Source organism: Novosphingobium sp. Chol11 (assembly GCF_945870625.1).
Taxonomy (GTDB): Bacteria; Pseudomonadota; Alphaproteobacteria; order Sphingomonadales; family Sphingomonadaceae; genus Novosphingobium.
The window spans coordinates 11,063-25,328 of the sequence record NZ_CAMBTS010000015.1 but is presented as its reverse complement, the minus strand read 5'-3'; the positions used below and the strand labels follow the sequence as shown (position 1 = coordinate 25,328).

Sequence of the window (14,266 nt, the reverse complement as noted above, 5' to 3'; positions counted from 1 at the left end):
CGCTCCCCCCTATCGCGTGGGTCGGCCACCGGTCGCCCTGCCGCTTGCTTCGCAGGTAGCGGGAAAACCCGGAGATGGACCCGCCGATGGAAGCCCTGACACAGTGCTGGTTTACCCGGGTCCACCATCCCGAACATGCGCGTGAACGTCAGGAAGACGGCTCGGTCATGAGCACCTGCCGCTATTGCCAGCGGCGCATTGTCACCTGGACCAAGAATGCGTGGTCGCTCGCCGATGGCTTCAATGTCTCGCGCGCGGCGGAGCTCGCCTCGGGTCGCTATCTCACGCTCCATGACGTCGCCACCGATTTCGTCGTCCGCCGTTTTGCGCTGTCGCACTTGCCCGATGAAGAGGCGGTCGAGGCCTACAAGGACGAACTGCGCGCGCGTTTCGCACTGGATGACCCGGACACCACGCTGGTGCTGATGGATAGCCAGCCGCCGCCGCGCCGGGCCGCGCACCGCAAGCCTAGCGCTTTGCCACCGGGTACCCTGTAAACCGCTTGATCAGCCGCAGCGAAAAGCTTGAGCGCATCGCCGAAACCCCCGGCAGCCGCGCCAGGCAATCGCGGTGGATGCGGCCATAATGATCGAGGTCGGTCGCCGCCACGCGCAGCAGATAATCCGCTCCGCCCGACATCAGGTGGCATTCCAGAATATCGTCAAAGTCGCCGACCGCGCGCTCGAACTTGTCCATCGCTTCGCGGCTTTGGCTGGTCAGCGTGATCTCGACAAACACCTCGGCGGCCAGACCGATGGCGCGCGGATCGACCCGCGCGGCATAACCCGCGATCACCCCGCGTTCCTCAAGGCTGCGCATGCGGCGATGACACGCCGATGCCGACAGCGCGACAGCATCGGCGAGTTCGGCAATCGAGCGCGACGAATCGCGCTGCAAGGCGTCAACCAGAGCGATATCTGCGCGATCCATGGCAAAAAATCCCGATCTATAGCCTTAAATTGGAAAATATCGCCGATCTCGCGCAAAGTAAAGCGCAATTGAGGTAACTTCTCCCGGCCCGCGCGATGTATCATCGCGCCGTAGCAGCCACTTCGGGAGCAAGATCATGCGCGTTGGCACCGTTCGCGAAATCAAGAACCATGAATACCGCGTCGGCCTCACCCCGGAAAGCGCGCGCGAACTGGTGCAACATGGCCACGAAGTCTGGGTCGAGAGCGGCGCGGGCCTCGGCATCGGCGCCAGCGATCATGACTATGAAGCGGCCGGCGCGCACATCCGCGGCGATGCCGCCAGCGTGTTCGAAGCCTGCGAGATGATCGTGAAGGTCAAGGAACCGCAGGCGGGCGAACGCGCGATGCTGCGCCGGGGCCAGGTGCTGTTCACCTACCTTCATCTCGCTCCCGATCCTGAGCAGACCGCCGATCTGGTGAAGTCGGGCGTGACGGCGATAGCTTATGAAACCGTCACCGGCGCGGGCGGTCAGCTACCGCTGCTCAAACCGATGAGCCAGGTGGCCGGTCGCATGGCGATCCAGGCGGGCGCGACCGCGCTTGAAAAGGCGCATGGCGGGCGCGGCGTGCTGCTCGGCGGCGTGCCGGGCGTGCTGCCGGGCAAGGTCGCGGTGATCGGCGGCGGCGTGGTCGGGTTCAATGCGGCGCAGATGGCCGCGGGGCTTGGCGCGGACGTGACCATCCTCGACCGCGATCCCGAAGTGCTCGAACGGCTCGGCACCCATTTCGAAAGCCGCGCCAAGACGCGCTTTTCCAACCTTGCCAATCTGGCCGAGAGCGTCGCCGAGGCCGATCTGGTGATCGGCGCGGTGCTCATCCCTGGCGCGGCGGCGCCTAAGCTCGTCACCCGCGCGATGCTGGGCACCATGAAGCCGGGCGCGGTGCTGGTCGATGTCGCGATTGATCAGGGCGGCTGCTTTGAAACCAGCCGCGCCACCACCCATGCCGAGCCGACCTATATCGTCGATGGCATCGTGCACTATTGCGTGGCCAACATGCCCGGCGCGGTCGCGCGCACCAGCACGTATGCGCTCAACAACGTGACCCTGCCGCATGCGCTGCGCATCGCCGATCTGGGCTGGCGCGAAGCGCTGCGCGCCAATCCGCATCTGGCGGCCGGGCTCAATGTTCATGAGGGCCAGATTCCTTATGAAGCTGTGGCGCGCGAACTCGGTTATCCGGCGGCGAACCTTGTAGAAATACTGAGCTAAACGCCCAGAGTCTTAAGCTTGTTCGCGCTACGTCGCGGATATTTTTAGGGTTCGGCTAAAGCTATTGCTGCTCGCGCTGGCGGCCATATGGGCTGGTCTTGCGCCGACGCATGGCTTTGCCCGACCGATAGCCCTGGCGTCAGCGTGTCACACCTCCGCTGCCTTCCACGAAAGCTATGCCGCTGTGATGCGGTCGGATGGGCGCTGGATTTGCCAACCTTCGGGTTTCGATGTGAGCCCGGACAGCCTGTTTCTGCGCTACCGGCTGGACCCGGCGCTAGACGCGGCGCGGGCACGCAGCTTTGTGGCGCAGGTTGGCCCTTTTGCTGCGATCACGATCTGGGCTATCGACGAACAGGGCGAGGTGCGCAGCCAGCGCTTCGACCCAGCCGCCGTGCGGCATATCACCGCTGGACCGTTCATGGTCATGGCTCTGCCGCAAACTCCTTCCGCGCCGCACATTGTCATCGTTCGCATCGACCGGCCAATGACCAAGACCATCGCGAGCCACGCGTGGCTCGATTCGCGGCAGGAAGGTACTGGCTGGAGCAATGGCGAAATGATTGCCATGGCGCTGATCTGCGGCATGCTGATCGCGCCGTTGCTGCTTAACCTCGCCTTCTATCCCGTGCTGCGCCGTTCCTATGTGCTGTGGAATGCGGGCGTCATCGTGTGCATGCTGGTGCAGGCCATGATGAGCACTGGTTTCATCCACCTGCTGATCGACATCGATAGTTATTCCGAACTCGGCATTGGGACTGTGTCTCTCGCCATCGCCTGCGCCTGCGTCTTGATGATCGCCGCAACGTTTATCGAGCCTGATCGGCAATCGCCGCGGATGCGCGCTGCATTGAAGCTGGCGGGACCATTCATCGTGCTCGCAGCGGTCATTTCAGCTTTGCCGCTCGAAGTGCTCCGGCCCTACAGCATGATCATCAGTTACGCCGATATGGCGCTGGTGATCGGCATGCTCGTTGCGGCGCTGATCGACGCTTCGCGGCGGCAGAGCCGCGCTGTCCTTTTCCTGATCGCCGGCCTCGCGTCTATTCTGATGGTCGCCGTTTATCGGATAGCCGCCTATTTCCTGCCCATGGCGCAGCCTACGGAATCGGTGGTGCCGTTCGAGCTTGCCCTTGCGGGCTACGTGCTGATCATGTCGCTGGGAATTGTTTTCCGCTTCGTCGATCTGCGCTTGAAGCGGGACCGCGCCACCGCCCGCGCGATGGAGCTCGAAAGTGTGGCCGGGCACGATCCGCTGACCGGCCTTTGGAACCGGCGATCGATCGAGCACCAGTTTGAAGAACTCTATGCCATGGGTTTCCGCACCATGGCGGTGCTCGATCTCGATCATTTCAAATCGGTCAACGATTCTCATGGCCACGGCGTCGGCGATACCGTGCTCAAGGTTGCCGCCTCGGCGCTCTCCAGCGATGCCGATACGCGCGCAGTGCGCATGGGCGGCGAGGAATTCCTGCTGCTGCTGCGCGGTGCCGACGCCGCCGACCGCGCTGAAAACTCACGCCGCGCGATCAGCACGCGGGTCGCGGCAGGGGTGCCTGGGCTAGACCGGATCGTCACTGCCAGCATGGGGCTGGTCGAACACGATCATCGCGAGCACTATGGCAATGCCGCTTTCAAGGTCGAATTCGCCGCGCTCTGCGCGCAATGTGATCGGCTGCTCTATGAAGCCAAGCGGTTGGGCCGCAATCGCACGATGCGCGAGAAGTTCACCAGTTTCTCCGGTGCGCGGAGCTTGCCCGCTGCGGTGATCAGGCCTTAATCCGCCGCACTCAGCTGCCACAGGATAAACGCAAACTCCTCGGCCGCTTCCTTCAGGCTTTCAAACCGGCCTGACTTGCCGCCGTGGCCTGCGCCCATGTTGGTCTTGAGCAAAAGTTCGTTGCTGTCGGTTTTCAGCTCGCGCAGCCGCGCCACCCATTTGGCCGGCTCCCAATAGGTAACGCGCGGATCGTTAAGGCCGGCTGCAACCATCAGCGGCGGATAGGCTTGGCGAGCAACCTGATCGTAGGGCGAATAGGAGCGGATCAGTTCGAACGCCGCCTTGTCCTCCAAGGGATTGCCCCATTCGGGCCACTCGCCCGGCGTCAGCGGCAGGCTGTCATCGAGCATCGTGTTCAGCACATCGACAAACGGCACTTGCGCCACCACCGCGCCGAACAGCGCGGGGTCGGAATTGATCACCGCGCCCATCAGTTCGCCGCCCGCCGATCCGCCCGAGATCGAAATCAGCCCCGGCGCAGTCATGCCCAGCCCGATCAGGCCCTTTGCCACATCGACAAAGTCGCCAAACGTATTGGTCCGCCTCTCCAGCTTGCCCGCCTTGTACCACGCGCGGCCCAGATCATCGCCGCCCCGCACATGCGCGATGGCATAAGCAAAGCCGCGGTCGAGCAGGCTGAGGCGGCTGCTCGAAAAGCCCGGCCCGATAGCAATGCCATAAGCGCCGTAGCCATAAAGATGCAGCCGCCCGCCCGGCGCGCGGTCCTTGCGGGCGACCACCGAAACCGGCACGAGCGTGCCATCGCGCGCGGCCATCTCAAGCCGCTCGGTGGTATAGAGCGCAGCGTCGTAGCCGGAGGGGATTTCCTGAACCTTGCGCAGAGCGAGCGCGCGATCGGCCACGTTGTAGTCATAAACCGAAGCCGGACTGACCATCGATTCGTAGGACAAGCGCAGGGTATCCACCGCCCATTCGGTATTATCGCCGAGGCTCGCCTCATAGCTGGCTTCGGGAAACGTGATCGGCTCGATCCGCGAGGGATCGTCATAATAACGCACCTCGATCCGGTCGAGCCCGCGGACCCGGCCCTCGACCACATAGAAATCGCGAAACAGCTCGAACCCGGTGAGGTAGAAGTCGTCTGTCCCCTCGATCAGCGTGCTCCATTCGCCCGGCCGCGCCAGCGTGGCGGTGGCAAGGCGAAAGTTCTCGTGCGTATCGTTGGTACGGATGAACAGCATGTCTCCGCGCAGGTCGACATCGTACTCGATCCCCGCCGCGCGCGGTTTGACACAGCGCGGCTTGGCCAGCGGATCATGCGCCGGGACGAGCCATGTCTCGCCGGTTTCATGATCGCCGGACGAGATCACCAGCCATTCCTCGTTGGCCGATAGCCCGGCCGATACGCGAAAGCCCTCGTCATCCTCGTGGAACAATTCGACATCGCTTGTGGCAGGCTGGCCCAGCCAGTGGAGCCGGGCGTTATCGGTCCGCCAATTCTCGTTGACGCGGCTATAGACCAGCCCCTTGTCGCCCGCGACCCAGACGAGGCCAGACAGGGTTTCGGGAATCTCGTCGGGCAGGATCTCGCCCGTCGCGATGATCTTGATCCGCGCGGTATAGCGCTCCGATCCGTCATCATCGACCGACCACGCCAGCAGCGCGCCATCGTTCGAGACCGACAGCGCGCCCAGCCGGAAAAAGTCCTTGCCCTGTGCCAGCGCCACTTCATCGAGGATCAGCGCGTCCGGCCCGCCAGCCACGGGCCTGCGCCACCATTTCTTGTATTCCGCGCCTTCCTCGAATTCGATCCAGTAAAGCCAATCGCCGTCCTTTTGCGGCACCGAGCGATCCGCCTCCTTGATCCGCCCGCGCATCTCGGCAAACAGCGTGTCGATCAGCGGCTGCTGCGGCGCCATCCGCGCTTCGAACCAGGCGTTTTCCGCCGCGAGATGCGCCAGCACGGTCGGGTCGGAGACTTCCGGATAGCCCGGATCGCGCAGCCATGCGTAATTATCGTGCACGGTCATGCCGTGATGTGTCATGCTGCTGGGGATCTTGGGCGCAACCGGCGGTGATGTGGGGGTGAGCGCTGGCTGGGGGGTGGTTTCCGTCATCCCGCAGCTCTATGGTGAAGCCGCTCCGCCCGCAAGGCGCGATGCCCGCCAAGGACCCGAAGCCATGCTGATGAACCCGCACGAAGCTCGCCTCGAAGCGCTGCGCAAGGAACTGGCGCAGCAAGGCCTCGATGGCTTTGTCGTGCCGATCTCGGATGAGCACATGAGCGAATATGTCGGCGCTTATGCACAGCGTCTGGCCTGGCTCACCGGCTTTGGCGGGTCTGCGGGCACGGCGGCGGTGCTGCTGGGCAAGGCGGCGATCTTCACCGATGGGCGCTATACCCTGCAAGTGCGCGAGCAGGTCGATGGGCGGCTTTATGACTATGAGGCGGTGCCGCAGACCTCGGTTGCGGCGTGGCTGGGCGAACATGCGCCCGCAGGCGCGCGGATCGGCTATGATGCTTGGCTTCATGGCAAGGGCTGGGCCGATAGCGCCGCGCGTGCGCTGCAGGCGCGCGGCGCCGAGCTGGTCGCAGTGACGGCCAATCCCATCGACGCGATCTGGCAGGATCGGCCCGCCCCCTCGCTTGCGCCTGCGCTGGTGCATGATGATGCCCATGCCGGGCAGGCTGCGCACGAAAAACGCGCGGCGGTGGCTGCATGGCTGGCGGCCAAGGGCCTTGATGCAGCGGTGATTTCCGCGCTCGATTCGGCGGCATGGCTGCTGAATATCCGGGGCAGCGATGTCGAGCATACGCCGGTCGCGCTGTCGTTCGTGATCGCGCATGCCGATGGCACCGCCGATCTCTTCCTCGCGCCCGAGAAGGTGACGCCGCAACTCACCGCCCATCTCGGCAACGCGGTACGGGTGCAGAACCGCGACCAGTTCGTCCCCGCGCTTGCAGCGCTGGCGGGCAAGCAGGTGGCGGTCGATCCCGAACGCGCAGTGGCCGCAATCTTTGCCGCGCTAGAGCAAGCCGGGGCGACATGCGTCCCGCTCACCGATCCCACCGTGTTGCCCAAGGCGCTCAAGAATCCGGTCGAGCAGGCGGGGCACCGCGCGGCGCAGGCGCGCGATGGCGCGGCGGTGGCGCGCTTCCTGCGCTGGCTCGGCGAAGTCGCGCCGGGCGGCGGCGAAACCGAGCTGTCAGCGGCAGCGGCGCTGCGCGCCGAACGCGAGAAGACCGGCGTTCTGCGCGATCTTTCTTTCGACACGATCTCCGCCGCCGGGCCTAATGGTGCGAGCCCGCACTACAAGGTCGACGAGAGCACCAACCGCGCCATCGCGCCCGGCAGCGTCTACCTGGTCGATTCGGGGGGGCAATATCTGGATGGCACCACCGACATCACCCGCACCGTGTGGATCGGCCCGGGCACCCCGCCAACCGAAGTGCGCGACCGGTTCACCCGCGTGCTCAAGGGCCATATCGCGCTGGCCACAGCGGTGTTTCCGCGCGGCACCCGGGGCTGCCAGCTCGACAGTTTCGCGCGCCAGCATCTCTGGGCCGCCGGGCTCGATTATGCCCATGGCACCGGCCATGGTGTCGGCAGCTTTCTGGCGGTCCACGAAGGGCCGCAGCGCATCGCCAAATCGGCGGGCGGGCAGGCCGGGACCGAGCAGGAACTGCTGCCCGGGATGATCCTCTCGAACGAGCCGGGGTACTACAAATCGGGCGACTACGGCATTCGCATCGAAAATCTGGTGCTCGTCGAAGCGCGCGCGATTGCGGGCGCGGAAGGGGATTTCTTCGGCTTTGAAACGCTCACCTTCGTGCCGATCGACGCCGCCATGGTCGAACCGGCCTTGCTGACACCGGCCGAGCGCGCGTGGTGGAATGCCTATCACGCGCAAACACAGGCGCTGCTGGCGCCGCAGCTGGAGGGCGATGACCGCGTCTGGCTGGAGGCCGCCTGCGCGCCGCTTTGAAAGGTATTGCGACGGATTTTGTTCGTGATATGTTCCTGCCGCGACTCGCTATAATGGAGGCAGGGTAATGATCGGCTATGTAACACTTGGCACCAATGATCTGGCGCGTGGCGCTCCGTTTTATGATGCCATGGCGGCCGAACTCGGCACCGGGCGGATGTCTGAATGGGATGGCGCGATTGCTTGGGGCACGCCCGGCGGCGCGGCTGGAATATGCCTGATGCGCCCCTTCAACGGCGAGCCCGCCACCGCAGGCAATGGTGTAATGGTCGCGCTGGAGGCTGCCGATCGCGCTCAGGTCGATCGGCTCCACGCAGCGGCGCTCGCGCACGGCGGCACTTGCGAAGGCCCTCCCGGGCCGCGCGGCGCGGAGGGCGGGTTCTACGCCGCTTATTTCCGCGATCTGGACGGGAACAAGCTCAACGCGTTCGTGATGGGCTAGAAGCAGTGGCGCCGCGCCTCGCTACCCATCCGATCCATCTCGGGCTTGGCGCCGGGGCGCTGCGGTCGTCTATCTGATTTCGGGCGCAGGCGCTGTTCATCACGGCGGGGATGGGCACGCAGCATCGCCCGCGCTGATCGCAATGCACTCCGCGCGCCGCTGTCCGAGACAATCTGCGACAGATAAGCTGCGGGTTTGGCATAATTGCGCGACAACCTGTGTGCATAAGCGGCGCATGGAAGCTGCGGCGCGGCACTTTTGCCATCAGCCCGCGTTGCACCTTTCGCCCTGACCAAACCCCGAGGAACCAATCATCATGAAGCCTTTCACCATCGCCGCTTCGGCCGCCATTCTCGCCACATCCGCCTTCGCGCTCTATGCCGCGATGCCCGCACTGGCCGCCCCCGGCGGGGGCAGGAACGCGGAGATGACCTGGGCAGAGATCAAGACCAAGTCCGACGCGATGTGGACGAAGCTCGATGTCAACAAGGACGGTGTGATCAGCCCGGCCGACCGCGAAGCCAAGCTCGGCCAGAAATTTGACGAAATCGACGTCAACCACGATGGCCAGATCGGCCGCGAGGAGTTTACCGCGCATCACCGCGCGATGATGGAACGCGGCCACGGCCCGATGGGCGAAGGCATGGGCGGCCCGCCGCCCATGGCCGGGATGGAACCGGATGGCCCGATGGCCCAACAAGGTAAGGGACATCGCGGCATGGGGCGCGGCGGCCAAGGACATCGCGGAATGGGGCATGCGGGATTGGCCATGATGGCCCATGAAATGATGAAAGCCGCCGATGCCAACAAGGATGGCCAGATCGCCCGTGCCGAATTCGATGCTGCGCTCAAGACGCGCTTCGACAAGGCCGATGCCAACAAGGATGGCAAGATTTCGCCCGAAGAACGCCGCGCCGCGATGGTCGCAATGCGCCGCGCAGGCGGCGCGATGGGCGACATGCCGCCGCCGAATGGGATGTGATTCCCCGTGCCTGATCGGCTAGAGCAGCGCTGATGACCCATGCTTCCATGACGCGCGTCTTGCTGGTCGATGATGAGCCCGCCTTGCGCGAACCCCTGTCGGACTATCTCGTCCGGCAGGGGTTTGCCGTGGAGCAGGCCGCCAGCGCCGCCGAAGCGCGCGCCAAGCTGGCCGGCGATGGCGCGTTCGATGTGGTGCTGCTCGATATCATGATGCCGGGCGAAGATGGCTTGTCGCTGTGCCGCCATCTGGCCGAAACGCGCGGGGTGCCGGTGATCTTCATCACCGCGCGCGGCGAGGCCACCGACCGGATCGTCGGGCTCGAAATCGGCGCGGATGATTATGTGGTCAAGCCGTTCGATCCGCGCGAACTGGTGGCGCGCATCCGCGTGGTCCTGCGCCGGGCCGCCCGCCCCCCGCTCGAAGCGCCCGCCGCGCTGGTTTACGAGTTCGATGGTTGGCGGCTCGATCCGCTCAAGCGGCGGCTGACCGATCCCGAAGGCGCGGTGGTCGCCATTTCCTCGGCAGAGTTTCGCCTGCTCGTCGCGCTGCTCGAACGGCCGCGCCAGATGCTTGACCGCGACCGTCTGCTCGATCTGGTGCAGGGCCGCGAGGCGCATCTGTTCGACCGCGCGGTGGACAACCAGATCAGCCGCCTGCGCCGCAAGATCGAGGTCGACAACCGCAATCCGCAATTGATCCAGACCGTGTGGGGCGGCGGCTACATGCTCGCCGCCAATGTGCGTAAAATCCCCGCCCATGGCTAAACTGGCGCTGCCGATGCGCTTTGCCCGGTTCTGGCCGCGCAGTCTGCAAGGCCAAATGCTGCTGGCCATCGCCATCGCGCTACTCATCGCGCAAGGATTGTCTGCGGCGCTGATCTGGCGGATGCAACACGAACGCCAGATTGCCGCTATCGCCCATGCCGCCGCCTTTCGCCTGCTCGGCGGGCAATTGCGCCTGCCGTTCGAAGAGCCCGGCTTCGGGCGGCGCGGTTTTCGGCCCGGCCGCCCGCCGCCCGAAGATCGCGTGCTGCCACGCCGGCTGAGGCTGCAAGTGGCGCCAAGCGCGCCCGATCAACCCGGCGATATCCGCCGCCGCGATGTGGAAGGCGTATTGCGCGACATGCTCGAAGCGCAAGCGGTGCCACTGGCCGGGCTGGTCGTGGTGCAGCGCGATCCCCGCCGCGATACGCTGCTGGCGAAGCGTCTCGATGCCCGGCGGCCGCCATTCAGAGGCCCGCGCGATCTGCTCATTACCGCGATGCGCCGCGATGATGGCACCTGGCTCACCGCGCGGCTGCTGGTGCCGCAAGGAGAGCAGCAGGTGCTTTTGTCGCTACTGCTGCAAACGATCCTGATTTACGCGGTGCTGGTCGGCGCGGTGGCGCTGATCCTGCGGCGGCTGGCGCGCCCCTTGCGGGCCTTGACCACGCGGGTCGAGACGTTTGCGCGCGCGCGCAGCGTGGCCGGCCAGCTTGAGCCCGATGGCCCGGAGGATATCCAGCGGCTGATCGTCGCGCATAATGCGATGGAAGGCCGCGTGGCGGCGCTGCTCGATGAAAAGGATGTGATGCTCGGCGCGATCGGGCACGATCTCAAAACCCCGCTGGCGGCGCTGCGCGTGCGGATCGAGGCGGTGGAAGACGATACCGAGCGCGCGCGCATGGCGGCGGGCATCAGCGACATCAACAATTCGCTCGACGATATTCTCAGCCTCGCGCGGGTCGGCCGCCCGTCCGATCCGCTTGAACAGACGGAGCTTTCCGCGCTGGTCGCCGATGTGGTGGGCGAGTTCGAAGACATGGGCGAGCCAGTCACGCTCGGTTCGACGGAGCGCATGGTCATGGCGCTGCGCGCTACCTGGCTGCGCCGCGCGCTCCGCAATCTGATTTCAAACGGCGTGCGCTATGGCGGCTGTGCGCGTGTCTCGCTGGCGCGCGAAGCGCGCGAGGCGGTGCTACGGATCGAGGACGATGGCCCCGGCATCCCCGAAGGCGAAATCGCGCGGATGCAGGAACCGTTCACCCGCATGGAAGCTTCGCGCAACAGCATGACCGGCGGCAGCGGGCTGGGGCTCACGCTCGCCCGCGCGATTGCCGATCAGCACGGCGGCGCGCTCTTGCTGGCCAACCGTATAGGGCAAGACGGCGAGGTTCTGGGCCTCACCGCCACGCTCCGCCTGCCGCTGGATTGAGCTGCGAAGCCCTCTCCCCCTTAAGGGAGAGGGCAGCCACTCGTTACTTCAACCGCTGCAGCGCGGCGGTCAGTTCCGCGCCGCGCGCATCTTTCAGCCTGCCGCACGAGCGCACCCGTTCGATGGTCCGTTCGAGTTCGAGCGCGCCAGACTTGGCGGCAAACTTGGGGCGCAGCCTTTCGATATCGTCTGCCACGGCAACCGAGCAGAACGTGCTCAGGATGGTGGGCAGGCGCGAACTGAAGAAGATGCCGCCGTTGCCGCTGAGCAAGTCATCCAGATGCTGCTTGAGCCAGGCGAAGCCCCAATCGCGGGTATCGGCATTGACCATCACCGCGCGCACAAATCCCTGCCATTCGGATGGGCGCAGCCGTTTGTCGCTGGGCGTCTCCAAAAGCCACTGCGCGGTGGCCAGATCGCCGCTGGAGGCCGCAGCATCGAGCGCGGTCGGGCGAAACACCGGATCTTCCGAGGCCAGCGCCTTGTCGATCAGCAGCTTGGCCCCATCCAGCTTTTTCACGGCCAGCCAGGCATCGAATGCCGGGCTGAAGAAAGCGGGATCGAGCGCCTTGGCATCGCCCGCCAGATAGGCATCGACTGCGCCTGCAAGCTGCGCGCGCAGCGGTTTGTCCTTGGCGACCGAGGCCAGCAATTCGACCAGCTGGGTGCGGTTCTGCTGCTTTTCCGCATCGTCTGCGGCGTGGGCTCCGGCGCGCGGATCAAACCCGAGCGCTTTGAGGCGCGGCGCATAGATGATGTCGACGAGCGCTTCGAGCTTGGGCTTGGCCGACACGCCGATCACGCCGCGCCGCGCCATCGCTTGCAGCGCGCCGGTGGCATCGCCATTGGCATAGCTATCGGGATTGGCGGCCAGCGCGCGGGCACCGGCGATGATCTGTGCGGCGCTGGCGCGGCCGGCATAGAAGCTGGCGCTGAGGCTGTCGGAAACGGCCAGCGCTTCGCCGCCCGGCAATTGCGGCGTGGCGGCGATCAGCGCATCCCAATCCTTGGGCGGCAGTTCGAAGCGGTAGTACCCGGTGCCGCCGGCATTGGGCATGAGCGGGCCGGTGCCCTTCACCGTCAGCGGCATGGTGGCCTCGGTGAGCAGGGTGCACTCGCGCGCGCCGCCTTGCCTTACGCACAGGGGGATGCCCCATCGGGTCGCCGCGGCCGGGGTGCCCAGCCGCACATAGCGGCTTTGCGTGACGGTCCATTTGCCAAGCCCGGCGCGGGCAAATGTGACCAGCGGAACGCCCTGCTGGTCGGTAAAGCTCTGCATCGCGGGCAGGATGCGTGGATCGCCCGAGGCATCGGCCATCGCGCGGAAGAAGTCCGCGCTGGTGGCGTTGCCATATTTGTACTTGGCCATGTAGCCGCGCACGCCATCGCGGAACTTGGTATCGCCCATGAACGCCGCGATCATCGCGACGACATGGCCGCCCTTGCCATAGGTGATCGAATCGAACGCAGCGTCGATCTGGGCATTCCTGGCGATCGGCTGGTGGATCGGGCGGCCGGCCAGCAGCGCATCGGTGCCCATCGCGGCAAACCCTTCGGCCAGCGCGCCTGCGCCGATATTGAGATCGGGGCGCCATTCGTTGCCGATGCGATAGCCCATCCAGTTGGCAAAGCTCTCGTTCAGCCAGATATCGTCCCACCATGCCGGAGTGACCAGATCGCCGAACCACTGGTGCGCCAGCTCATGGCTGACCACCATGCCAAAGCGTCGCTTCTGTTCGGTCGAGGCCTTGTCGTCGAGGATTAGCAGCGAATCTTCGTAAAGATCGGCGCCTGCGTTCTCCATCGCGCCGGGCATGATCGGCGAGGTGATCTGGTCGAGCTTGGGATAGGGGAACGACTGGCCGAAATAGCTCTCCAGCGCCGAGACGATGCCTTTGGTCCCTTCGAGCGCGAAGCCGAGGCTGGCCGCATTCTGCTTGGTCGAGACAATGCGGATCGGCAGCGGCGCGCTGCGCTGCGGGGTGGCGGGCACGGTGCCCTCGGCGGTAACGAACGGGCCGACCATGATCGCCACGAGGTAGCTGGGCAGCGGCAGCGTCGGCGCGAACGTATGGACGGTCATGCCGTCCTTGGTCTCGTTGCCGGTTTCGGGCGCGTTGCTGACCGCTTTCAGCCCTGCGGGCGTGCGCAGGGTAATGCTCCACGGGGTCTTGAAGCCGGGCTCGTCGAAGCTGGGGAAGCCGGCGCGCGCATCGGTCGATTCAAATTGCGTCCAGCTGTACCAGTCATCGCCCACTTTGACGCGGAACAGGCCCGCCGGGCTATCGTTGAAGGCAGCGTCATAATCGAACGCGAACGTTGCTGGGCCTGCGGGCAGGGTTTCTGCAAAAGTTACCAGCGCGACGCCCGTCGGATCGGTTTGTGCAAACGTGCCGGTCACCACTTTGCCGCCCGCCGTGGCCGTGACCGCGCCAACTTTCAGATCGCGCCCGTGCATCCACACAAAGCGGCTGGCCTTCTGGATGGTCGCGTCGATCTCGGCATGGCCCGAAAACCGCTCCTTGGCCGGATCGACGGTCAGGTCGAGCCGATAGGCACCCGGGACGACCGAACCATCGAGCTTGCCCTCAGGCATCGCCCCGGCCTCGGCGGGGATGACGGGTGCGGCTTGCTGGGCGAGCGCCGGAAGCGCGCCGCAAGTGCCGGCAAGAATGGTTGCAGCAAGAAGGATCGAACGCATACATCACTTTCCATCGAACGGGTTACGGCCCGTTT

At 65.3% G+C, this 14,266-nt stretch carries 11 protein-coding genes; 8 read left to right on the top strand and 3 right to left on the bottom strand.

Features of this window, described 5'->3' with window-relative positions; translation table 11 throughout:
* Positions 1–86 precede the first annotated feature (86 nt).
* Positions 87–497, top strand: coding sequence for a hypothetical protein (locus Q0O40_RS04605; RefSeq protein ID WP_295526785.1), 411 nt, complete (start codon positions 87–89; stop codon positions 495–497).
* Here the strand turns inward: Q0O40_RS04605 and Q0O40_RS04600 are convergent.
* Positions 469–930: an Lrp/AsnC family transcriptional regulator gene (locus Q0O40_RS04600; protein WP_295526782.1), complete on the bottom strand. Its 462-nt coding sequence runs from the start codon at positions 928–930 to the stop codon at positions 469–471. The genes Q0O40_RS04605 and Q0O40_RS04600 overlap by 29 nt on opposite strands.
* A gap of 136 nt (positions 931–1,066) precedes the next feature.
* On the opposite strand from Q0O40_RS04600, the gene ald reads away from it, so the two are divergent.
* Together ald and Q0O40_RS04590 are read left to right on the top strand one after the other, a co-directional pair.
* A complete protein-coding gene (ald, locus tag Q0O40_RS04595) occupies positions 1,067–2,182 on the top strand; it encodes an alanine dehydrogenase (RefSeq protein ID WP_295526779.1) in 1,116 nt (371 codons plus the stop codon).
* A gap of 232 nt (positions 2,183–2,414) precedes the next feature.
* Positions 2,415–3,962, top strand: coding sequence for a diguanylate cyclase (locus Q0O40_RS04590; protein ID WP_295526777.1), 1,548 nt, complete (start codon positions 2,415–2,417; stop codon positions 3,960–3,962).
* Here the strand turns inward: Q0O40_RS04590 and Q0O40_RS04585 are convergent.
* Positions 3,959–6,040, bottom strand: a complete 2,082-nt coding sequence (locus Q0O40_RS04585; RefSeq protein WP_295526774.1) for a S9 family peptidase — start codon at positions 6,038–6,040, stop codon at positions 3,959–3,961. The genes Q0O40_RS04590 and Q0O40_RS04585 overlap by 4 nt on opposite strands.
* Positions 6,041–6,110: 70 nt before the next feature.
* On the opposite strand from Q0O40_RS04585, the gene Q0O40_RS04580 reads away from it, so the two are divergent.
* From Q0O40_RS04580 to Q0O40_RS04560, 5 genes are all read left to right on the top strand, one after another.
* Complete coding sequence (locus Q0O40_RS04580; RefSeq protein WP_295526820.1) at positions 6,111–7,910, top strand: aminopeptidase P family protein; 1,800 nt, start codon at positions 6,111–6,113, stop codon at positions 7,908–7,910.
* Between the two features lie 67 nt (positions 7,911–7,977).
* A complete protein-coding gene (locus Q0O40_RS04575; RefSeq protein WP_295526771.1) occupies positions 7,978–8,352 on the top strand; it encodes a VOC family protein in 375 nt (124 codons plus the stop codon).
* A gap of 316 nt (positions 8,353–8,668) precedes the next feature.
* Complete coding sequence (locus Q0O40_RS04570; RefSeq protein ID WP_295526768.1) at positions 8,669–9,334, top strand: calcium-binding protein; 666 nt, start codon at positions 8,669–8,671, stop codon at positions 9,332–9,334.
* Positions 9,335–9,366: 32 nt separating this feature from the next.
* Positions 9,367–10,101 (top strand): response regulator, encoded by a 735-nt coding sequence (locus Q0O40_RS04565; RefSeq protein WP_295526766.1) that lies wholly within the window; start codon positions 9,367–9,369, stop codon positions 10,099–10,101.
* Positions 10,094–11,530 (top strand): ATP-binding protein, encoded by a 1,437-nt coding sequence (locus Q0O40_RS04560; protein WP_295526763.1) that lies wholly within the window; start codon positions 10,094–10,096, stop codon positions 11,528–11,530. The genes Q0O40_RS04565 and Q0O40_RS04560 overlap by 8 nt, the downstream gene beginning before the upstream one ends.
* A gap of 43 nt (positions 11,531–11,573) precedes the next feature.
* Here the strand turns inward: Q0O40_RS04560 and Q0O40_RS04555 are convergent, their stop codons facing one another.
* A complete protein-coding gene (locus tag Q0O40_RS04555; RefSeq protein ID WP_295526761.1) occupies positions 11,574–14,231 on the bottom strand; it encodes a M1 family metallopeptidase in 2,658 nt (885 codons plus the stop codon).
* Positions 14,232–14,266 lie beyond the last annotated feature (35 nt).